Genomic DNA, 21,822 nt, shown 5'->3' on the forward strand with positions numbered 1-21,822 from the left:
CGTGGTTCACGCCGCCGCGCGGGTGACTTCCTCGTGTTGGTCCATGGCTCGGCACGCCTCGATGAGGAGGCTGTTTCCACGGGTCGGAAGGGAGCGGGTGAGCGATGGTGGCGCAGGGCGGCAATGACGAGGCACCCCGGTTCGACGGGCTGCGCGCTCTCTACATCAACTGCACCCTCAAACGTTCCCCGGAACGGAGCCATACCCAGGGGCTGATCGACCGCAGCGTCCAGATCATGCGTGGACGAAATGTGGATGTTGGCCAGCTGAGGGCGATCGATCACGACATCGCGACCGGTGTGTGGCCCGACATGACCGAGCACGGTTGGGAGAAGGACGAGTGGCCCCGCATCCATCGTCGCGTGATGGCCGCCGACATCCTGGTCCTCGCCGGGCCGATCTGGCTGGGGGACAACAGCTCGGTGATGAAGCGGGTGATCGAGCGGCTCTACTCGTGCTCCAGCGTGCTCAACGAGGCCGGCCAGTATGCGTACTACGGGCGCGTTGCGGGCTGCCTGATCACCGGGAACGAGGACGGCATCAAGCACTGTGCGATGAACGTGCTCTACAGCCTCCAGCACATCGGGTACACGATCCCACCCCAGGCCGACGCGGGTTGGGTCGGACAGGCCGGGCCCGGACCCTCCTACCTCGACGAGGGATCGGGTGGCCCGGAGAACGACTTCACCAACCGCAACACCACGTTCATGACCCACAACCTCATGCACCTGGCCAAGATGGTCAAAGATGCCGGGGGAATCCCCGCATACGGCAACCAGCGCTCGATGTGGGACGCCGGCTGCCGGTTCGGTAGTGACAACCCCGAGCACCGCTGATGGTCGACCTCCTGATCCTGGCGTTCCTGGTACTCGGTTACGGGATGGTCTCCGGCCGCCTACGCGGCTCGTCGCTGACCGCACCCATGTTCTTCGTGACCGCCGGCCTGGTGCTGGGCGAAGGCGGGCTCGAGTGGCTTCGTGGCACACCGGACGAGGACGCGATCCGGATCCTGGCCGAGGCCACGCTGGTTCTGGTGCTCTTCACCGATGCTGTCCGGATCGAGCTGCCAACGCTGCGGCGCGAATACCACTTTCCCCTGCGGCTGTTGGCAATCGGAATGCCCCTGGGCATCGTGCTCGGTGCGGTGGCTGCCTGGCTGCTCTTCGACGACTTCGGCGTGTGGGAAGCTGCTCTCCTCGCGACGGTGCTTGTGCCGACAGACGCGGCGCTCAGCGCGGCCGTCGTCTCCGACCGCAGGCTGCCGGTGCGCATCAGGCAGAGCCTGAACGTGGAAAGTGGCCTCAACGACGGCATCGCGCTACCTCTCGTGCTGTTGTTCGTCGCGCTGGCCGCAACCACGGAAGGCGATATGAGCACCCCGCAGGAATGGGTGTGGTTCGCTGTCCGACAGATCGGTGTCGGTGCTGTCGCTGGTGTCGTGCTGGGAGCCAGTGGGGGATGGTTGCTGCGTTGGTTCGATGCGAAGGGATGGGTCACTCCAACCTACCGCCGGCTTGCTGTGTTCGCCCTCGCCGCACTCGTCTATGTCGGTAGCGAACTCGCCAGCGGAAACGGTTTCGTTGCAGCCTTTGTTGCCGGCCTGAGCTTCGGCACTGTGGCGCGTGACCACTGTCCGCACGTCCACGAGTTCGCCGAGCGGGAAGGCGAACTGCTGGCGATGCTGACGTTCACCCTGTTCGGCGCGGTCATCGCGGGAAGTCGGCTGGCGGACCTGGACTGGTCGATCGTGGTGTACGCGGTTCTCAGCCTCGCCGTGGTTCGGGTCCTGGCGGTTGCCGTGTCCCTGATCGGGTCCGGGGTTCGCGCCGAGACCACGCTGTTCCTCGGTTGGTTCGGGCCTCGGGGCCTGGCCTCGATCCTGTTCGCGTTGCTCGTGGTGGAACAGGCTGGGATCGCCAGGTCGTCGGAAATCATGCTGATCGCGAGCGTAACCGTTCTGCTCAGCATCTACGTCCACGGCGCGACTGCTGCGCCTTGGTCACGCGGGTTTGGTGCTCGGGCAAATCGCCTTGGGCCGGAGTCCCCGGAACAGCTACCGGTATCCGAACACTACGTCCGGCATCGGATCTTCTGATCACACAACGAAGATGGCGCATAGGGGGAGGTGGTTGTCAAGGCAGTAGAGGGAAGCGTCCGGCCTTCCTACCGTTGGAATCCTTAGTCCTTGAGGCGATATCCCATGTTGCGCAGGGTCTCGATCCGGTCGGCGCCGAGCTTGCGGCGAAGTGCCCGCACATAGACATCGACGATGTTGGAGCCGGGGTCGAAGTCGTAACCCCAGACGTGGGAAAGAATCTGCTCCCGGCTCAGCACCTGGCCGGGATGCCGGAGAAAGAGTTCCAGCAGCGCGAACTCGCGTGCCGTCAGATCGACCGTGCGGTCGTCCACCCGTGCGCGGCGGGTGCGGAGGTCCAGGGAGAGCGAGCCGTGCCGGAGCACCGTCAGCTCGGGCGCACGTTCGGCGGACCGCAGCCGGAGCCGCACCCGCGCCAGCAGTTCCTCGAATCGGAACGGCTTGGTCATGTAGTCGTCCGCGCCGCCCTCCAACCCGGCCACCGTGTCGTGCACCGAATCCCGGGCGGTCAGGATGATCACCGGCACCTGCACCCCCGACGAGCGCATGTCCCGCAGTACCGAGAACCCATCCCGGTCGGGCAACCCGAGGTCGAGCACCATCAGGTCGAAATCGCCGGTGACCACGTACGACAACGCGCTCGCGCCATCGCGGACCACGGTGGTGCCAAACCCGTTGGCCCGCAGACCCTTCTCCACGAACGAGGCGATCCGGTCCTCGTCCTCCACGATGAGGATGCGCGTCACGGTGTCTCCTCGGTCGGTGCGGAACCCTCGGACCCGACAGGTGGCCACGTAGTCATGGGAATGGTGCGGCTCACGTCCTCTCCCTCGGGCAGGTCGAGACCGAACGTGGCGCCCTGCCCGGGCGTGGACACCACCCGGACCGAGCCGCGGTGCGCGTCGGCGATGGCCCGGACGATGGCCAGCCCGAGCCCGGCCCCGCCACGGTCGCCCCGGGCCGCCGAGCCCCGGGCGAACCGCGCGAAGATCTTTTCCACCTCGTCCGGCTGGACGCCGGGGCCGGTGTCGGTCACCCAGAACGAGACCCGCCCCTCCCGGCGGGCCGAGCCGAGCCGGATCTCGTCGCCCGGCCCGGTGTGCTGCACGGCGTTCTGCGCGAGCTGGATCACGGCCTGGGTGACCCGCTGCTCGTCCAGCCACACCTCGCCCTCGCCGATCGCCTCCAGCACCCAGCGCCGGTCGCCGAGCGCCCGCACCTTGGCGTCGATATCGCTGGTCAGCTCGGGGAGGTACACCGGGCCGCGGCGCACGAAGTCGGGCCGCTCGGCCTTGGCCAGCAGCAGCAGGTCCTCGACGATGCGGTGCATCCGGTCCAGCTCGTCCGTGCACAGCCGGACGACCTCCGCGCGTTCCTGCGGGTCGTCACCCATCACCTCGAGGTGGCCGCGCACGATCGTGATCGGGGTGCGCAGCTCGTGGCCGGCATCGTCGACGAACCGGCGTTGTGCGTTGAACGCCTCCTCCAGCCGGTCCAGCATCGCGTTGAACTGCTCGGCCAGCGCCGCGATGTCGTCCCGGCCGCGGACCGGGATACGCCTGGTCAGGTCCTGCTCGCTGATCTCGGCGGCGGCCTGCCGCACCGCGCGTACCGGCGCCAGGATCTCGCCGGCCACCACCCAGGCCACGGCCGCGGCCAGCACCAGGCCGAACAGGCTGACGATCAGCAGCAGCCGCACCGCGCTCTCGGCCGGGGCGCGGACGCCGTCGACGAAGAAGCCGGTCACGAACCAGGCCGGGGTGAGGCCGGGCTGGTCGGCCGGCGGGAGCGCGCGTACCTTGGCCCACCGTAGGGGGCCGGCCGGGGTGACGAACTGCCCGGTCGGGGCGGGGTCGTCGGCGATGCGGCGCAGGAGCGCGGTGTCCTGCCGCACGTCGTAGGGCGGGTCGCCCTGCCGGACGCTGTGCAGGCGGTCCTGCCGCCGCACCAGGCCGAGGTGGATCTCGAACTGCTCCGGGTACTGGCTGCGCAGGTGGGTTTGGACGACCTCGTAGGGGTCCACCAGCCGTCGGCCGGTGCGGGGGTCCGTGGCCTCGGCGGCGAAGTCGCGGAACTCGCCGACCTCCTGCTCGAGGCCCGCGTTGATCCTGCGGTCGACGTCGGCGAGCAGGAAGCCCCGGACCAGCAGCACCACGCCCGCGAAGACCACGCACATCACGGCCAGGAGCCAGAGCATGATGCGGGTGCGGGCGGTCACGCGACTCCGGCGACGCTCAGTCGTCATCGTCATCGTCATCGTCGCCCACCGGCGGTGGCGGCGGCAGGTTGACCGTCGGGGTGGTCGGCGTCGGGGAGACGGGTGTGTACGAGACCCCCACCCGGACCTCCTGGGGCACGCGGGGCGGGTCGACGCGCTCGACGACCGCCTGGCTGACCAGGGCCACGGCAAGCGGGAGCACCAGCGCGGCCAGGACGACCGCGGCACGCCGCCTCGAGCTCATACCGAACATGCTCACCCCGCCGCCCCAACCCGACGTGAAACGAACATGAGAGCGTCTTCATCATCGCCCCAGCCACCCGCGCCGTCACGTTGAGCAACCAACAACGCCTGGCTGGGGCACCTTCGATCACGGGTGCTCGGCGCCCGTCAGCTCGGCACAGGCGCTGCCGTCGGCCGTGGAGTTGCCGGCTTTCTCCTGTTCTTCTCCCACCGTCGGTAGTGCCTGCTGACCGGGGCCTCTATGAAGCGATACATCGCCTCCGTGACGACGGCGGTCGTGGCGAACGCGAGGAGCAGTGCGGGGATCTCGCCAAGCGTCGGAAATGCCCAGTCCAGGACCGGGTACAGCGCCATCTGGTGAAGCAGATAGAGGCAGTAGGTGCGGGCGGCGAAGATCGAGGTCGCGCGATGACGTGCGATACGGCCACTCGCGTTCAGCAACACCAAGACGAGAAGCACGGCTATGAACAGGGTGCGGGGACGTGCGTCACCGATAGCAACGTAGCGGCCGATCATGTCGGCGCGGACGAACAGGAGGAAATGGATGGAGCCCAGCAGGGCGGCGGCCCAACCTGGGACCCGTCCGGTCCATGCCAGCATGATGACCTGTCCGATGAACAACATCGGCATGTACGCGGCTATGACCCCGATCCACAGATGGGTCGAGCCCTCGAGGTCCCAGACCAGGGACAGCACAACCGAGGACAACGTTGCGCCGACTGCGGGCACGATCCAGGGCCACCTTCGAAGGACGGGGATCATCAGCGCAACGAAAGTGTAGAAGCTGATCTGGACAACCAGCGTCCAGGTGGGCCCGATCAGGATCACGTGCGGCGACAGGAAGAACTCGATCAACGTCATGTTTCCGAGCAGGTCGCCGAAGCTGGCCGGTCCGCGCCCCGATCCCGGGTTGAGCAGTCCGGTGTTGACCAGCAGCAAGGCGAGCAGGAGCGCGACCCACAACGCCGGTAGCAGACGCACGGCGCGTCGTGTCCCGAACTGTCCCGGTGCCTCCTTGCTGGCGGCCTGTGTGATGACCAGGCCACTGATGACGAGGAAAAGGGAGAGCCCGAAAGCCTCGAAGTGATCGATCAGATGCAATGACTCGACGATTGAGGTATTCAGGACCATCGCGAGTGACCACTCGTACCCACGTGCCTGATACCAGTAGGCCAGATGCGTGTACACGACCGCCACGGCGCCGATCATCCGCAGCAGCGGGACACCAGGCACATACGACCTCTCCCGGCCCGTAGCCCCTGCCATCATGACCGCACCATGCCCTCGTTCAGCGGGTTGTCACCCCGGGCGTTCTGGGTACCTCGATACTGCTTGGCGAGTCGACGTGCGAGGAAAGGTGCGGGACGCTCGACAAAGCGATAGCTGATCTCGGCTGCGGAGAACGTTGCCGCCAGCGCAAGCACGGCCACGACGCTTAACGGGAGATGCGGGTGCAGAAAATCGAACGCGAGCCAACCGACCGCTCCCTGCAGGAACACCAACCCATATGCGCGATCGGCAAGCCAGATCATTGGGCGGGGCGAGATCCGTCCGGCCGACCAGCGGATCGCTAACGCGAAACCGACAACCGCATAGAGCGTGGCCAGCGCATACCACCAGCCATTCAGTTCCTGATACTCACGTTCGGCCCACGCCAGGGTTGCCCAAGACGCGCCGCACAACAGCGCCCCTGCCCATCTGGGGACACGTGTGTAGTGCACTGACCAGATGAGCTGCCCGATGAGTGGTATCACCAGGAAAACGACCAGTAGGCCCACCTCCCGGTACAGCCCACTCGCTTCCCTTGCAGTGGCGACTACCGCCGCAACTAGCGCAAGCTGAACCAGAATGGCTAGCCAGGTGAGGCTCCGTAGGAGATGAGAGATCGCTGCCGTGCAAAGCACGAACAGCATCTCGACCAATGCGATCCAGGTCAGCTCGAGCAAGAGCACGGGAGAAATATGGAGATGTGCCAGAAAACCTATGTTGGCCAGCCAGTCGGAAACCCCGACGTCGATATCCCGCGGCTGAGACAGAAGTGAGGATTCAACCTGCGTCAACACCGCAGCAACCGTTACCGCAAGAAGGAATGGCGGATATACGACGAATAATCGACCGATCACAAGCCGGGTGCCGTGTATGGCCGCTTCCGAGACTTGGTAGCCACTGGTGACCAACAACAGTGCCAGGCCGAGAAAGCCGAAGTCCTCGCCGATACCCAGAGGCTGGTTGACCCACTTCCGGACGAACGACACGAGCCGAAACTCTTCGTCGAGTTCATCCGGTCGTAGCGCGACGACATAGCTGTAGAGCACGAGGAGAACGCCGACCCCGCGTGCCGCGTCAAGCGGCAGCGTAGCCCGCGAGGACATCGTGCGCCTCATGTTGTCTTAGGGGACAACCAAAGCGTGAGGAAGCCGCTTGTAGCGGCGCGGGCAGCAGCGATGGTCGCCTCGACCTCGGCAAGCTCACTGCCGTCCACGCCACGGACCACATAGCCAAGATGCCGGTAATCGGTCAGGACATCCACTGGATCGTCCCCCAGTTCCTCGATGGCACCCGGGCAGAACTCGCAGACGATGTGGGGACGGTCACGGCGCAACACTGTTGCCAGGCCCGTCAAGGCCCGATGGTCTCGTCCTTGTAGATCGACCTTCACCAGGCTGACCCTCGTGTCCTGCAGTTCAGGTACGTCATCGAGTCGGATCGCTGGTACCTCGACACCATCTCCGTTTGGAACCACCCGGAAATCTCCACTGTTCTGCTCTTCCGGATGGGTGAGACGAACCACCCCCTCACTGTCCCAGGCGGCCGCCCGAACAAGCGTCACCCTGTCCCGCAAATGCGACGGCAGGTTCACGTCGAGGTTGCGGCGTAGTAGCTCCGCGGTATCCGGGTTGGCCTCCACCGTGACTACCCGGGACAGATCGCGGTCACGGAACAGCCGTAGCGTGTGGTACCCGACGTGCGCGCCGACGTCGAGGAACGTTCCACCGTCCTCGATTAGCCCAGCCATCAGTTCTGCCTCGTCGGTCTCCCACGAACGGTGGTACTCCAGCCAGGGCAAGATGACCTCGTCATCGGCCGGCAGCAGCAAGGCGCCTGCATCGGTGACGACTACCGCTGAGCCGCTGGGCATCGGCGTGTGGCGCAACGCCGCGTTCTGGTGCAGCACGGCGAGGTCCTGTCCCAACCGGGCCAACTCCAGCTTCTCCTGATCGGCGCGCTGATCCCGGTCGACGAACATCTCGAACGTCCGCTTCGCCTCGGCGTCGACTTGGTCCTGCAACGCCGCGACCCGCCTGAGCACGTCATCGCGGACGGAAAGTTCCCGGCGCACTTCCGAGGTGTCCCTCTCCAACCGCCGCAGCGTGCGCTCGTAGTCAGGGGCTTGGCGCCGCAGGTGCGTCACGAGACGTTCCAGGTTGGCCAAACGTTGCTCGAGGGACTCACGTACGGTTCGCTCAGCCTCGGTTGCCGCGATTCGCTCCGCATCCGCCACGGCGAACCGGTCGACGAGCTGTCGCACGGTGCTCTCCACGCCGTCCGTCAGTCGACCGAGCACCTTGCGCTGGTGTACGTCATAGTGGTCCAGCACCCGAAGGACGGCCTTGCGCAGAGCCGGCGCCAGCGGAACGCGTGACGGACTGCTCGTATCAGCGCGCCAACGCAGTGCCTCCCGCGCCGATCGCAACGGGCTCAACGGGTCGGGCGGAGGTGGGGGAACCGCTGCCGGGCGTCGGCGTGCCTGCCATGTCCGATGGGCCTGTTCGAGTTCACGTCGCACCCACTTGGCTGCGACGTCCATACTCCGTGCCCGAAGGATGTGCTCTCGGGCTGCACGCCCTCGCCGTTCCGCCTCCGCCGGGTTATCCGCAACCTCGCGCATGGCCTGCGCCGCAAGCACAAGATCGGGTTCCGCCCACACGGCAGTCGGGGGGTAGGGGTGGCAGCCGTCACCAACCGGCACGAGCCGGTAGGGAACCGGCCAACCGGTATTGAAGTCAAGGAACTCGGTCGTACTGGAGTAATCGGTGGCAATGACCGCGAGTCCGCGGGCCATCGCCTCGGCCACCGTCAGTCCGAAGCCCTCACTCCGATGCAGTGACACATAGCAGTGGCTGTTCGAGTACAACTCGTTCAACTCAGCCACGGACAGGTAGCGTTCAATCAGCTCGATCCGACTGTCTTCCGCCACCGTCACCCGTAGCCGTTCCCGATTCTCCGGGTTCCGGTCCCCGTTGATGGCCTTGATAACGAGACGGACATCCTCCCGATCCGGAAACGCCTGCCGGAACGCCTCCACCACACCCCAAGGGTTCTTACGCTCGGCAACGCTGTTGAAGTCGAACGCGAACAGGAACTGGAACGGTCGGTCCTGTTCCCACAAAGAGCAGGCGCGTCCTCCCGGATCCCTTACCGGGACAGGAATCGTCTTCACCGGCTTGTCGGTGTGCCGAGCGAACGCATCCCGACAGAAGTCGCTGATGGTCCAGATCTCGTCCAGGAAATCAAACGCCTCCTGTTGCCAGGACGGAAAGTCTTCCAGTTCCCAAGCCCACAGGCCGATCCGGTACCGGTCGTGCGCGACCTCCGGGTGCGTGCTCACCATGTGGACGGTTTGGTCCGCGTTCACGCACAGCAGGCTGATTGGATATTTCGGACGACCGATCGTCTCCGGCGTCGGCAACGCGGTACGGTTGGGCACCGATCTTTCCTCGACCACCGAGGTCACCGGTACTCCTGCCAGCGCGACCGCATCGTGCACTATCCGTCCCATCTCACCGACCCCCAACTCTGCGGTGAGATAACCGAGAACGTTGACACCGAACTCGCCCGTCGGCGCGCGGGGTGGTTCCGGTTCCTTCGGAAGAGCCCATCGGGCCATAGCCCCTTCGGCCACTCCAGAACTACGGCACCAGGCACGGAATCCCTTGGCCTCCGGGCCCAACGGGCGGGGGAAGGCTCCCTGAAGGTCAGAGCGGCTGGCCCACACCGCCATTGCCCACCGGTGCGTTCCCACTGCGGCCTGCTGCTCGTCCGCTGGTGAGGTGAGCCATTCGCAGAACGCGCGGCCACCATCCGCACCGAACGGGTGAGCCGGGATCTCGGCCGGTTTGCCCGCGGCCAGCCGGCGCTCCGCACTGATCCAACCGGATCGGAACACGCGGCGCATCATCTGTGTGAGCCGGGTGCCGTCCGGGAGCTTGTTGAACCGGTACGGTACAGACTCCAGGGACTCGCCGTAGCCGGCAGTCAGTAGCGCAGCTCGGTACTCATCACACAACCGACGCAGGTCCGGGTTTTCCGACAGCACCGTTCGAGGCCTTCGTGCCCAGTGATGAGTGAGCAACCACGGCTTCTCCGGTCGGTATCCACTGAAGTGGAAGAACTTCAGTATTGCCGAGCCGGCACGCACCACGCCATCGGCGTCGATGCTGATCGGTCGCTGATACACGTTCCAGTAGGCAACGTTGAGACCGGGGTCCCGCATCACGTAGTGCGGGAAAAGCGCCGGGACATTGTCCACCCAGCGCTGGTCGGTGAAGAGCTGCTGCTCGGGTGCCACGATCGCGTCATGACGCAGCCGTTCGGCCCAGAAGTCCAGGAAGCCCTCGGAGCCCGGCCCCACCGCAACGAAGCCGAGGTTGAAGATGCCCGAAGCCATGATCGCGGCCTCGTCCGGATCCTTTCCGTCGCGCGGAAGAGGTTCGAGGAGGTGCGGGGTGAGGACGATCGAGTGCTCGCTGGCCAACTCGGCGATCTCGGGAAACGGTGCGAAAACCTGGATGTCGGGATCCAGATACGTCACCGTGTGCGCATCTTGTCGCAGACGGCGCAACAGGAACGGCTTCACCGCGGTCGCCAGTTCAGTCACCGTGTAGGAGGTCGCCATCCGCAGATATTCGTCGCGCTCGATACCGAACCAGTCCGGACCGACCACGAGGTAGCCGCCGTCCTCGGCGATGCCCTCGTCACCGTCGACAACTGCGATCACGAAACGGTGGTTGGGGTGCTGTTCCAGATAGGAACAGGCAAGAACATGGGCCGCCGGCAGGTAATTCTTGGCGACGACGGTGCACGCGACGTTCGGGCCCAGCACGGCCTCGCGGAACGGGTCAGGCATTGGCCGAGAGAACTTCCAGTTGCTTCTTGATGACCTTGTCGAACGAGTTCCGAACCGCGTTGGGGTCGGTATTCGCGGACTGGCTGCGCACCTCCACGCGAACCACCACGTTGTCGTGCCGGTAGTGGGCGCGAATCGCGGCGCGCGTCTTGTCCTTCGGCGCGAGCTCGTCGGCGACGACACCCGCGGGCACCGCCTTGTACTCGCTGAACGCGTACTTGAGCTGTAGCTTGCCTAACTCGGTCACTGCAAGGTCGGCACTGTCACTGCCGTCCAGCTGTGCAACGAAGATCGTGATGCGTGTGCCATCCATCGTGGTGACACCGACACGGGACCGACCCGCACCACCCTCGTTATACAGCTTCACCTCTTCCTGCGTGAGGAACTTGGCAGCCTTGACGTCGTCGAACGTCTTGATTCTGTCGTGGTTTTCCTGCTCTCCACCCAGGTCGGCAATTCGCAGGATGTCACCGGGCTTCCGGTCCTGACTCGGCTTGTTCTGCGCCGCGGTCGTCTGTTGGGCAGCCGGGGTGGAACTCGCCTCGCGACCGCTTCCCCAGAGCCACCAGGCACCGGCGCTCAACCCGGCGAGCACGGCTACGATGCCGACGACAGCGCCGATCTTCTTGCCTTTACCGCCGCTCCCGCTCACCTCGAACACCTCCGGCCCCTGGCGAACCCAACCGGCACCCTGTTGCGGTGGCCATTCCTGCTCGGCCCACGGCGGGGACACGTCCTGGGCCCGTTGCCAGCCGGGATTCGCCTGGCCCGGGGCAGGTGGCGGTGGTGTTGGCGTGGTGAAGCCTGGCGGCGGTGTGGGGGTGGGCTGCTGGGTCATCCACTGTCCGCTGACGACCTGTGTCCGCTCTGACGACGCACCAGGAACCACCTGGGTGGCGTCGGCAGAGCCCTCGGCCTGCGGCGGACTTGTAGGTGTCGCTGCGGGTACCGGTGAGATCACAGCGGTGGTCTCGTTCGCTCCCTCACCACCGGGCCGGCTGTCGGCCGTCGGTGGTGTCGAGGTCTCGGACCGTGCCGCCGTGCTCAGGATGTCGTCCCGGCGCCGGTTGTACTCGTCGGCCGTGATCTGGCCGCTACCGAACGCCTGGTCGAGCTGCCGGAGCTCGTCCTGCCAAGCCAACCCCGGCTCCCCCTTCCCTCCTGCGCGGTTACGCGGCCCATTGTGTACGCCCACCGAAAGTGTCACTCATCCACCACCCGGCTCGTGACCTGCACCAAGGTCGCTACTGACAGCGCAGGAGCGGCCGGGCTGGACGCGAACACTTCACCAAGAAGTGGCCGAGCCGTGACAGTGCCCGGTGAACCTATCCGAGTCCGGCAGCCGAAGCCAGACGGCCGGAACCGGTGGTGAACTCAACGTTCGGCGGGAACAACCTTCAGCTGCCGGTCCAGGGTCTGACGGAAGGCCTCCATCGCCGAGCTCATGTCCTTGCCGCTCACCTGGATCCGTACCACCACGTCTTTTGCCGCGTAGTGGCCCCGGATAGTGGCCGGTGCGTTGCCCCGAGGAGCGACCTGGGTCACCTTGACCGGTACCGGCATGTCCGGCACCGGCTCCAGGTTGTACCGCCGCTGGAGGCTGGTGAGTTCGTTGACGGCTTCGTCCGCCTTCTGCTGGCCGCCGACCGCGACGTTGAGCACCACAATCTGCCGGTCGTCGTCGAACCGGGCCACGGCCATCCGCGCCTCGTCCGGTTCGGCCGCCTCATAGACCTTGATCTCTTCCGGCGTCAGATAGTCGATCTTCTTCACATCGGTGAACTGCTGGACCCGGCTGTGCGGATCCACCTTGCCGTCTAGCGGGGCGATGGCGAGGGGCTCCTTCGGCTCCTGGGTGATGCCAGTGGAACCGGTCGCGGTCGGCCGACTTGTGCCGCCACCAGTGTCGCGGCCCCACACCCAGTAGGCGCCGAAGGAGACGGCGGCGATGAATAGGACGACACCGGCGACAATGCCGATTTTCTTCCTCGTCCCCGAGCCCCCGTTGTCCTCGAACACCTCGGGTCCCTGCCGGTACCAGTCCTGGCCGGACGGCGGAAGGTCCGCACCAGCCCATGGCGGAGCTGACGACGGCTGCTGCGACTGCCAGGCACCGGGCGGGTTCATCTGGGCGGGTTGTTGCCCACCGACCTGCGGGGAAAGGCCCGTTCGCCCAGGGCTGCCAGCGGGTGGTGCGACGGGAACGCCGGTGCCGGCGTTGGGTACGACCTGGGTGTGTTCGATGTCGGCGCCACTGGCGTGCGCCGACCGGACCACCTGAGTTGAGTCGTCCGCCGGTGGCTCGCTCGAGCCCTGGCCCACGACCTGGGTGGTGTCGGGGTTGCTGCTCTCCCAGCGGAACGGGGGTGGGAAGGGCCCAGATCCCTGCGACGGCTGTCCAGCCCCTGCGGCGGGCTGGCCCCCGGGTGGAGTTCCGGGGGTGTCGGCGTCCGCGGACTTCATGAGCTGGTCGCGGCGCTGGCGGTAGTCCTCGGCGGAGAGCCGGCCGGCGGCCAGCTCCTCGTCCAGACGCCGTAGCTCGTCGTGCCAGGTCACCCGGACCCCTTTCCCTCGTCGCTCGCGTCCCCACGGCTAGGGAGGCGGGAACCACAACATTGTGCAGACGCGATCGACCAGGTGGGGGCGTCCCGATGAATTCGAACTGACAGAACCGATGCTGCTGGGATTCGGTCGTATCGTGGCGGCATGGTCTGGTTCGGTCGTGCGAAGACGGCGATGGCGACCGCGGACACGGCCCTGGCCGGGCGCGCGGAACCGATGAAGGTGGGGGAGCGGCACGCCGTGTTCCCCGACCGGCGGATCACGCCACCGTTCCCGGAGGGGCTGCGGACCGCGGTGTTCGGCATGGGCTGCTTCTGGGGCGCCGAGCGGCGCTTCTGGCAGACGCCGGGGGTGTGGTCGACGGCGGTCGGCTACGCCGGCGGATACACCCCGAACCCCACCTATGAGGAGGTGTGCTCCGGCCAGACCGGGCACGCCGAAGTGGTCTTGGTCGTCTTCGACCCGGCCCAGGCGTCATACGGCGAGCTGCTGAAGATCTTCTGGGAGGGCCATGATCCGACGCAGGGCATGCGGCAGGGCAACGACGTCGGCACCCAGTACCGCTCGGCGATCTACTCCGCGGACGACGAGCAGCGCGCGGCCGCCGAAGCCAGCCGGGCCAGCTACCAGCAGGCCCTGACCGCCGCCGGCCACGGAACGATCACGACGGAGATCGCGCCGCTGCGCGACTTCTACTACGCCGAGGACTACCACCAGCAGTACCTCTCGGACGCCAAGAACCCCCACGGCTACTGCGGCATCGGCGGAACGGGAGTCTCCTGTCCAGTCGGACTGACCAGCGGCGAAGCGTGACCCAGCCGACAGCGGGCAGCGGCCTGCTGTTCGGCGACGGGTGGGCACTGCTGCCCCAGGACGCGCACGACGTGGCCTGGGACTGGGTCGACGCGCAGCTCGCTTTCCGGCCCAGCATGGACGAACGTGACTGGCCCGGGTTCGCGGAGCCGAAACCCTCGGTGACCTGGGACCTCGCAGAGCCCCAGCCCAGCGGCGGCGCTGCACGCGATCTCGATGTCAATCTCCTCGGCCTCGTCGCCCTGCGCGAGTGCGTGGAGCCCGACGAATGGGTTTACGCCCTCAGCTGGCCGTCCCAGTCGTACCGTTTCTGGCCGCATCGGATGAGTTCCGGGGACCTCTGGGCACTGCCGGTGTTCCCGGACGGCGAGTACTGCGTCTTCCTGACGCAAAGCTTCGAATGCGGCGCGCTCGGCCACCCCTGGGAGAAGACCCTGTGCGTGTTCGGCGAGCCGCTGGTGGATGCGTTCGAGCGATACACCGTCGAAATCTTGGGCACCGTCCTCCGCCGCGACGGCAGGTGAGCCCAACCTGCCCCGCCGCCCGGAAGCGACCGGGCGGGGCACAGCCGGCACTGGCGTGCGTAACGCATGTGACGGTTCCGACGCCGGGGTGGGGTCGGTGCACGTCGCACTTCGGTGGCCAGGCACGATGTTCCGCCGTGGAATGGCCCGAACTGACAGTCCGCCCGGAGTGGGGGCAGACCGGGAACGTCTACTTCCCGGTCGCCGCCAGAGTCGAGGGCGTGTGGTGGGTGCTGCGCATCAACAGCTTCCCCGACCACCCGCTGTGGACGTTGTTCGTCGACGGGCGCCGCCGCTTCGATCTCAACGACGCGCCCCCGAACTGGGCCAACCCCGCCGGCCGCGACCACAAGAAGCTGTCTACCGAGGTCTCGGCCGAGGCGCTGGCCCCGGTGCGGTCCTTCGTTGCCTACGGCAGTGAGCTCGGGCGCCCCTGCCGGAACCCGTTCTGCTGCGGCTGATCAACCGCTGCGGTCCGGACCCGCCCTGGTCAGCTCCACCCGCAACAACACCCGCCGCTCCGTCCGCATCGCCGCCCGGTAATCGTCCCAGTCCGGGTGCTCACCGGAGACGCGCCGGTAGTAGTCCTCCAACCCGGGCATGGCCTCCGGCAGGGAGAGGACCTCGGCGGTGCCCTCCACCTGCAGCCACCGCCCGAAGAACTGGTCCGGCAGCACGCAGAACCACACCCGCGGGTCGCGGCGGACGTTCCGTGTCTTGTAAGCCGTCTCCCTGGTGCTCACCAGCAGCCGCCCCTCGTCGTCGACGGCAACCAGCACCGGCGACATCTGCGGCGTGCCGTCCTGCCGCATCGTCGTCAGCACGGCCCGATGATGTTCACGTACGACAGCCTTGGCCTCATCCAGATCCACCCCACCATCCTGGCTCGGCCGGCAACACGGGGTGGACGAACAAAGGGCCTGCCGCTCGATCGAGCGGCAGGCCCTCGGGTGGAGCGGACGACGGGACTCGAACCCGCGACCCTCACCTTGGCAAGGTGATGCGCTACCAACTGCGCTACGTCCGCTTGCGCCCGGCTCGGCTTCACCGGCCGGAGCGGCAACTACTCTAGCGGACGTTGAGGGACGGTCTCGAACTGCCCCCTCCCGAAGGCCAAACCCGCACGTAGAGCGCCCGCCGCCTGCATCATGGCGCATCGGCATCGCCGGTCGATACCCACAAGATTCGCGAATCCGTGGAAAAGCTCCCGCTGCCTCTGCAGCGCCACCGGAGCACCGACCTCCCGCAACCGCTCCGCGAACGCCTCACCCTCGTCCCGAAGCGGGTCGAAGCCCGCCGTGGCGATGTAGGTGGGCGGGAACCCGCTCAGGTCCTCGGTCCTCAACACCGAGAAACGTGGATCGGCGTAGGTGCTCGCGTCCGGTACGTACTGTCCGCGGAACCAGATGATCTGCTCTTCGCCGAGGAAGAACCCCTTGGCGAAGAGGCGTCGGGAGGGGCGCACGGTCGTTGCGTCCGTTGCCGGGTAGAGCATCAGCGCGAACGCCGGCCGCGGCTCGACGGTGGCCGCGACCACCCCGGCCAGGTTCCCACCGGCGCTGTCCCCGCCAACGGCGATCGCCCCCGGATCCGCCCCCAACTCCTCCGCGTGCGCGACGGCGTACCGATAGGCGGCCTGGGCGTCCTCGACCGCGGCAGGGAACGGGTGCTCGGGCGCCAGCCGGTATTCGACCGACAGCACGCGCACCCCGGCGTACTCGGCGAAGAAGTGGCCGAGCATGTCGTGGCTGTCCAGGCTGCCGATCGCCCAGCCCCCGCCGTGGAAGAACACCAGCAGCGGCGTCTGCGCGGCTCGGCCGGGCGGCTCGTACAGCCGGGCCCGCAGCGGCCCGGCGGGGCCGGGCAGAGAGAACTCCCTGGTGTCGACCCGGCCCTGCCAAGCCGCGTTGAGTATCCGGTTGAGCTGCTCGAACGCCGCCCGAGCCCGCCCCGGCGCCCGCCCGGCCGAGAAACCGGTCTCGACCAAGCGTTGCACGCGAAGGATCAGTTGGGCACCGGGTGCGAGGCGTTGCCCGTCGACCACGATGGGCCGGCCGGCGAGTACCCGGAGCACGGGTTCGGGCAGTCCGATCAGGGCACGCATGGCCAGCGCCTGCACGCGCGGCGGGATGAGGTTCAGCGGGGAGCCCATGGCGTGAAGCTACTCGTAAGTAGTTTTGATCCGCCAGGGCTCCGGGATAGGACTTGTGAATCACCCGCTCGTCGGTTGAGGATCGCGAACCGGCACAATCCGGATCACCGTCTGCTGTCATGACGGCGGTTCGGCGGAGCCGAGATTCACCCGCGCGGCCCCGGGGGCGGCGAGGTACCGTGGATTCACGCTAGGTGAGCGGTCATGACGCATGCGTAACCACAGGTCAGGTCGCTCGTGGTCGGGGAGGCGGGGATGACTCGGCTGGTGCGTGGCGGCGACGGCCGGCAGTGGACCGTCCGCGCCCGGATGGAGTGGACCAACCCGGCGACCGCCGACGATTTCGAACACGACGTCCTCGGCGGCAGTGCCCCCGGCGTGGTGATGGCCGGCATCTGCGGCCTGTTGCTGGTCGCGCTGATCTGGTGGACTCCCTCGGTGGTCGTGGTCCCGGCCTGGCTCGTGCTGGCGTTGTTCATCGTGGTGATGTTCTTCCCCGTGCGCTGGGCGCTGCGCCGGCCCTGGACCGTGGTCGCCGAGACCCCGGGTGACCTCGACGAACACCCGCCGGAGCGGTGGGTCGGGCAGGTCCGTGGGGTGTGGCGGGTCCGGCAGGAGGCGGCCCGCATCGCCCGCAACATCGAGGTCTACGCCATCCCCGACCGGGACGGCGTGGGCCCGCTGCAGCCCGTGGAGTGAGCCGGACCGCCCAGCCGATGATGGGCGGGCACGGCACCCGGTTGCCACACTGAACAGGTGCCCGAACTCCCTGAGGTGGAGGCACTGGCGCACCACCTGCGCGAGAACGCGGTCGGCCGCACCGTCGCGCGGGTGGACGTGGCCTCGGTGACCGTGCTGAAGACCTTCGACCCGCCGCTGTCGGAGCTGGTGGGCCGGCCGGTCACGGCCGCCACCCGGCACGGCAAGTACCTCGACCTGGACTGCGACGGGCCACACCTGGTCACCCACCTCGCCCGCGCCGGCTGGCTGCGCTGGCTGGACACGACCTCCGCCCCACCGCCGCGCCCCGGCAAGGGCCCACTGGCCCTGCGCGTGCACCTGGGTCCACCCGGCGAGGGCCCGGGCTTCGACCTGACCGAGGCCGGAACGCAGAAGCGGCTGGCGGTGTGGGTGGTCCGCGATCCCGCCGAGGTGCCGGGGATCGCCCGGCTCGGGCCGGACGCGCTGGCCGTCTCGCGCGACGAGCTCGCCGAGTTGCTGGCCGGCCGTACCGAGCGGCTGAAAACCGCGCTCACCGACCAGAGCGTGCTGGCTGGTGTCGGCAACGCCTACTCGGACGAGGTGCTGCACGCGGCGCGCCTCTCGCCCTACGCAATCGCCGGTCGCCTCGATGACGACGCCCTGGACCGCCTCCATGCCGCCCTGCTGGAAATCCTCACCGACGCGGTACAGCGCTCCGTGGGTCAGGATGCCGCGCGGCTGAAGGGGGAGAAGCGGTCCGGGCTCCGGGTACACGGCCGGACTGGGCTGCCCTGCCCGGTGTGTGGCGACACGGTCCGCGAGGTCTCCTTCGCGGATCGCTCCTTCCAGTACTGCCCGACCTGCCAGACCGGCGGCAAACCCCTCGCCGATCGCCGCATGTCGCGACTGCTGAAGTGACCACGGCCAGCCGTTGACGCACCGTAGTATCGGCCAAGATGAGCGCACCCGACGCGGCGGCGCGAAACGCCCGTGCCCAGCAGGTGGAGGAGCGGCTGGCCAGCCCGGTCCTCGTTGCGGCGGCGGCCTCGGTACCCGCGGTCTTCCTCACCGCCCTCGAAGGCATTGCCGCGTTGATCGGCACCGTGCTCAACTGGGCCTCCCTGGCCGTCCTGATCGGGGAGTCGCTCCTGCTGCTCCTGCTCAGCGGTGATCTCGCGGCCTGGGTGCGGAAGCACCGTTGGAAGTTGCTCGTCGCCGGGGCCACGGTGCCGGCCGTGCTGTTCGCCGTTGGCCCGGTGCAGGTGCTGCGACTCATGCTGGCTCTGGGCACGCTGCGCGTGCTGCAGGCGAGGCGGATCTTGCGCGCGGGCCACATCATTCGCCGCAAGGCCGGGCTCGGCGCTCGCTGGGGACGCTGGGTGCTCGGTGGGGCTACGGTACTTGCCGCCGTGTTCGTCGTGACCGTTCTCGCCAATCCCGAGTCGCAAAGCCGCCGACTCGCGATGCGGTTGATCGAGAAGTTCGGTGTCGTTCCGTTGATCGCTGCGGGTGTTCTCGTGCTCACCGGTGTCGCCGCCGTCCTGTTCGGACGATGTGACGTGCGGGCACGACGCCTGGCACAGAAGGTCTTCCGTCGCCAGCCGAAGTGTGACGTGCACGAAAATTCTTGACCTCGACCATGATCGAGGTTCGAGGCTTACGCCATGATCAGCACAGCGCTTCGAGCGCGCGGCCGGCGCACGTCCTTGCTGTTGGTTACCGGTATGGTCACGACCTTGGTCGGATGGGTTCCCGCCGAAGCACGCGCGGACAACTCACCGGCTTCGGAAACGGTGTCCGTCGTCGCTGCCGCCGGGCGCCAGATCACCGCCAGTACACGGACGCTGCACCCGGGCACGACAACATTCCGGGTGACCACACCGGACAGCACCGCCCGCTGGGTGTCACTGGTTCGTCTGCATCCGGGCACCTCACTCCAGAAGTTTCTCGATGACATGACGACCGTGCTCACCACGAGAGGAGAAGAGAGAACACGCGCCGTTGCGGAGTGGAATCGGGAAGCGGACATGCTCGGTGGCGTCTCGGTCTTCAACCGCCGCTCGCAGTCGTTCACGCAGTTCCTGAAGCCGGGCACTTACTACCTGGTGGATCTTCGGACGCTGGGCGGGCCCGACCGGTCCGGTGCGTCCCAGGAGATCGCGGTCCGGGGCGACTGGGACGTCACGGTGCCTCGGAGCGACCAGACCATCACCTACTACACCGGTCCCGACGGCGGGACCCGTATCTCGGCGCCAAGCCGCCTTGCGGCTCGCACCAGGTTGCTCGTCAACAACATGACAGGGAAGCACGAGGAGGCGATCCTCAACCGGATTCGGCCCGACACGAGCCCGGAAGAGCTGGCGAAGGCCATCCGGGACGAGGAGTACCTGCCGTTCGTCGGCGAGCCGGAAGGTGTCGTTCCCGTCGCGGGTGGCCGGCGGGTCGTGGCCGGCCTCGACCTCGAACCGGGCCGGTACGTCCTCATCTCCTGGGTCAACGACCCGGCGCTGACTCACCGGATCATCGAGGTCGGGTGAACCTGGCGAGCATCGGAGCCCGCGAGACCCGCGGTTGCCGAGCGACTGTGGTTGCCGGCCACGGGAACGACACCGCTGGGCAGGCGAACTTCCCGGTTCCCCCTTTGGACGGCCGCGGTCGTCCTCTTCTGTCGCAGCGTGCCCGGGCATTCGAAGCAGCACATCGGACGCCATGGTGGGCAACCATTCCTGGCCGCAACCGGCCAGCGTCACCGAGAAAGTGTCCGCTACCAGCCGAACAGTGGGTCACTCCTCGATCACCACAGTTGCGGTGGGCGCGAAACGCCGCCCGAACGCGATGCGCACAACGCGATCGTGTTGTCCCTGCTCCCACTGCGGCCACAGGGATCATCCACCACCACGAGGATTCGGTGTTCCCGCGGGCCAGCTTGAGATCCGACCAACACCACCACTCGAACGGGCGAGTCCCTCGTGCTCCCAGCGGTTGCCCCGGATACCGCCCGCACCGCAGCATGGTCGCGTGCGCGAGCTGCTGACCGAGCGGACGACGCTCACGATGCTCGCGGCCGTCGCGGTGCTCGGCATGTTCCTCATGCTGTGCCGGGCCCGCCGGGTGAGCACCTCGGTGGAGAACGCCACGCTGGACGCGTTGCACCGGGTCTCCCAGGCCGCACCGGCGTTGCAGGACGGGCTCTCCGTGCGGACGGCCGAGGCCGCCGCACCGCACCTGCGCGAGCTGCTGGCCTGCGTGGCGATCGCGTTGTCCGACCGCGACGGCCAGCTCCTGGCCTGGGACGGCGAGGCCAACCACCACTACGCGGACCTTGCCGACGCGGTTTGCAAGGTGCTCACCAACCGCAAGCGGGAGATGATCGACCACTCGGACCTGGAGTGCGACTTCCCCAAGTGCCCAATGCGGCACGCCGTGGTCGTCCCGCTGCACGTCGACGGCTCCGTTGCCGGCACGCTCACCATCGTGGCGGCCACGACCGGCAAGCGGTTGTGGCGCGCCGCGGACGAAGCCGGCCGCTACGTGTCGATCCAGCTCGAGCTGGCCGAGCTGCAGGAGTCCCGGGCACAGCTGGCGATGGCCGAGGTCAAGGCGCTGCGGGCGCAGATCTCACCGCACTTCCTCTACAACGCACTCACCACGATCTCCTCGCTGGTGCGAACGGACCCGCAGCAGGCACGTGACCTGTTGCTCGACTTCGCCGACTTCACCCGCTACTCCTTCCGTACCGCCGGTGAGTTCACGACCCTGGCCGACGAGCTGCACAACATCGAGCGCTACCTGACGCTCGAGCAGGCTCGGTTCGGCGAGGACCGGCTCAAGGTCAAGCTGCAGGTCTCGCCCGAGGTACTCCCGGTCTCGGTGCCGTTCCTCGCGCTGCAGCCGCTGGTCGAGAACGCGGTGCGGCACGGCCTGGCGAACCAGAAGGAGGGCGGCACGATCACCGTGGTCGCCGCGGACGCCGGCGCCGAGGCGTTGATCAGCGTCGAGGACGACGGCGTGGGTATGGACCCCGAGCGGTTGCGCGAGGACCTGGTGAACGCCCACCTCACCGGCGCCCACGTCGGCCTGGGCAACATCGACGCCCGACTGCGGTCGGCGTTCGGCGACGACTACGGCCTGGTCGTGGAAACCAACCTGGGCGCGGGCACCAAGGTCAGCCTGCGGGTCCCCAAGTTCCGGGCCGGCGTGCACGCCCCGCCACCCGCCTGGCCGACGATGTTCGAAGACATTGCCGAGCAGCGGCCGGTGCGGCCGATCGGGGAGCGGGTCACTGTCCCGGCACGGCAGCCCGTCCTGCGCAGCGTGCCGACCGGCGAGCGGATCAGCGGGAACGTGCTGCGGGCGGTGAACGGCGTCCCGCGCGACGACTCCTGA

The 21,822-nt window shown here is 67.5% G+C and carries 20 protein-coding genes and 1 tRNA gene; 10 read left to right on the forward strand and 11 right to left on the reverse strand.

All coding sequences use genetic code 11. The features are described 5' to 3' along the window. Window positions 1-104: 104 nt before the first annotated feature. Window positions 105-836, forward strand: a complete 732-nt coding sequence (locus IEY55_RS14995; RefSeq protein WP_189058234.1) for a flavodoxin family protein — start codon at window positions 105-107, stop codon at window positions 834-836. After that, a complete protein-coding gene (locus tag IEY55_RS15000) occupies window positions 836-2,095 on the forward strand; it encodes a cation:proton antiporter (RefSeq protein ID WP_189058236.1) in 1,260 nt (419 codons plus the stop codon). The genes IEY55_RS14995 and IEY55_RS15000 overlap by 1 nt, the downstream gene beginning before the upstream one ends. A gap of 83 nt (window positions 2,096-2,178) precedes the next feature. On the opposite strand, the gene IEY55_RS15005 is transcribed toward IEY55_RS15000, so the two are convergent. The 8 genes from IEY55_RS15005 to IEY55_RS15040 all read right to left on the reverse strand — a co-directional run bounded on the left by IEY55_RS15005 (window position 2,179) and on the right by IEY55_RS15040 (window position 13,239). Continuing rightward, window positions 2,179-2,841, reverse strand: a complete 663-nt coding sequence (locus IEY55_RS15005) for a response regulator transcription factor (protein ID WP_189058238.1) — start codon at window positions 2,839-2,841, stop codon at window positions 2,179-2,181. Further along, a complete protein-coding gene (locus tag IEY55_RS15010; RefSeq protein ID WP_229686408.1) occupies window positions 2,838-4,340 on the reverse strand; it encodes a sensor histidine kinase in 1,503 nt (500 codons plus the stop codon). The genes IEY55_RS15005 and IEY55_RS15010 overlap by 4 nt, the downstream gene beginning before the upstream one ends. Next, window positions 4,330-4,557, reverse strand: a complete 228-nt coding sequence (locus IEY55_RS15015; RefSeq protein ID WP_189058242.1) for a hypothetical protein — start codon at window positions 4,555-4,557, stop codon at window positions 4,330-4,332. The genes IEY55_RS15010 and IEY55_RS15015 overlap by 11 nt, the downstream gene beginning before the upstream one ends. A gap of 146 nt (window positions 4,558-4,703) precedes the next feature. Next, window positions 4,704-5,825, reverse strand: a complete 1,122-nt coding sequence (locus IEY55_RS15020) for an acyltransferase family protein (protein ID WP_229686409.1) — start codon at window positions 5,823-5,825, stop codon at window positions 4,704-4,706. Then, window positions 5,822-6,940 carry an acyltransferase family protein gene (locus tag IEY55_RS15025; RefSeq protein WP_189058246.1) on the reverse strand — a complete coding sequence of 373 codons (1,119 nt, stop codon included), beginning with the start codon at window positions 6,938-6,940 and terminating at the stop codon, window positions 5,822-5,824. The genes IEY55_RS15020 and IEY55_RS15025 overlap by 4 nt, the downstream gene beginning before the upstream one ends. Next, on the reverse strand, window positions 6,937-10,683 hold the full coding sequence (locus tag IEY55_RS15030; protein WP_189058248.1) for an FkbM family methyltransferase: 3,747 nt from the start codon (window positions 10,681-10,683) through the stop codon (window positions 6,937-6,939). Before IEY55_RS15030 ends, IEY55_RS15025 begins: the two co-directional genes overlap by 4 nt. Then, on the reverse strand, window positions 10,676-11,824 hold the full coding sequence (locus IEY55_RS15035) for an SHOCT domain-containing protein (protein ID WP_189058250.1): 1,149 nt from the start codon (window positions 11,822-11,824) through the stop codon (window positions 10,676-10,678). Before IEY55_RS15035 ends, IEY55_RS15030 begins: the two co-directional genes overlap by 8 nt. A gap of 233 nt (window positions 11,825-12,057) precedes the next feature. Further along, window positions 12,058-13,239, reverse strand: coding sequence for a hypothetical protein (locus IEY55_RS15040; RefSeq protein WP_189058252.1), 1,182 nt, complete (start codon window positions 13,237-13,239; stop codon window positions 12,058-12,060). 150 nt (window positions 13,240-13,389) lie between these two features. Between IEY55_RS15040 and msrA the strand changes: the two genes are divergently transcribed. The 3 genes from msrA to IEY55_RS15055 all read left to right on the forward strand — a co-directional run bounded on the left by msrA (window position 13,390) and on the right by IEY55_RS15055 (window position 15,043). Further along, entirely contained in the window at window positions 13,390-14,058 is a 669-nt protein-coding gene (gene msrA / locus IEY55_RS15045) for a peptide-methionine (S)-S-oxide reductase MsrA (RefSeq protein ID WP_189058254.1), read from the forward strand. Then, window positions 14,055-14,582: a DUF2716 domain-containing protein gene (locus IEY55_RS15050; RefSeq protein ID WP_229686410.1), complete on the forward strand. Its 528-nt coding sequence runs from the start codon at window positions 14,055-14,057 to the stop codon at window positions 14,580-14,582. The genes msrA and IEY55_RS15050 overlap by 4 nt, the downstream gene beginning before the upstream one ends. A gap of 137 nt (window positions 14,583-14,719) precedes the next feature. After that, window positions 14,720-15,043 carry a hypothetical protein gene (locus tag IEY55_RS15055; protein WP_189058256.1) on the forward strand — a complete coding sequence of 108 codons (324 nt, stop codon included), beginning with the start codon at window positions 14,720-14,722 and terminating at the stop codon, window positions 15,041-15,043. Here the strand turns inward: IEY55_RS15055 and IEY55_RS15060 are convergent, their stop codons facing one another. From IEY55_RS15060 to IEY55_RS15070, 3 genes are all read right to left on the reverse strand, one after another. Then, on the reverse strand, window positions 15,044-15,454 hold the full coding sequence (locus IEY55_RS15060; RefSeq protein ID WP_189058257.1) for a PPOX class F420-dependent oxidoreductase: 411 nt from the start codon (window positions 15,452-15,454) through the stop codon (window positions 15,044-15,046). 79 nt (window positions 15,455-15,533) lie between these two features. Next, window positions 15,534-15,609: transfer RNA gene (locus IEY55_RS15065), tRNA-Gly, on the reverse strand. Between the two features lie 36 nt (window positions 15,610-15,645). Beyond that, window positions 15,646-16,734 carry an alpha/beta hydrolase gene (locus IEY55_RS15070; RefSeq protein WP_189058259.1) on the reverse strand — a complete coding sequence of 363 codons (1,089 nt, stop codon included), beginning with the start codon at window positions 16,732-16,734 and terminating at the stop codon, window positions 15,646-15,648. A 255-nt stretch (window positions 16,735-16,989) separates the two neighbouring features. On the opposite strand from IEY55_RS15070, the gene IEY55_RS15075 reads away from it, so the two are divergent. The 5 genes from IEY55_RS15075 (at window position 16,990) to IEY55_RS15095 (ending at window position 21,822) form a co-directional block, all read left to right on the forward strand. Continuing rightward, window positions 16,990-17,433, forward strand: coding sequence for a DUF983 domain-containing protein (locus tag IEY55_RS15075; protein WP_189058261.1), 444 nt, complete (start codon window positions 16,990-16,992; stop codon window positions 17,431-17,433). Between the two features lie 57 nt (window positions 17,434-17,490). Further along, complete coding sequence (locus IEY55_RS15080; RefSeq protein ID WP_189058263.1) at window positions 17,491-18,354, forward strand: Fpg/Nei family DNA glycosylase; 864 nt, start codon at window positions 17,491-17,493, stop codon at window positions 18,352-18,354. Between the two features lie 38 nt (window positions 18,355-18,392). Continuing rightward, window positions 18,393-19,067, forward strand: a complete 675-nt coding sequence (locus tag IEY55_RS15085; RefSeq protein WP_189058265.1) for a hypothetical protein — start codon at window positions 18,393-18,395, stop codon at window positions 19,065-19,067. Between the two features lie 93 nt (window positions 19,068-19,160). Beyond that, entirely contained in the window at window positions 19,161-19,973 is an 813-nt protein-coding gene (locus tag IEY55_RS15090; protein ID WP_189058267.1) for a hypothetical protein, read from the forward strand. Window positions 19,974-20,454: 481 nt separating this feature from the next. Next, window positions 20,455-21,822 carry a histidine kinase gene (locus IEY55_RS15095; protein ID WP_189058269.1) on the forward strand — a complete coding sequence of 456 codons (1,368 nt, stop codon included), beginning with the start codon at window positions 20,455-20,457 and terminating at the stop codon, window positions 21,820-21,822.

This window comes from Longimycelium tulufanense, from assembly GCF_014645795.1.
GTDB classification, from domain to species: domain Bacteria; phylum Actinomycetota; class Actinomycetes; order Mycobacteriales; family Pseudonocardiaceae; genus Longimycelium; species Longimycelium tulufanense.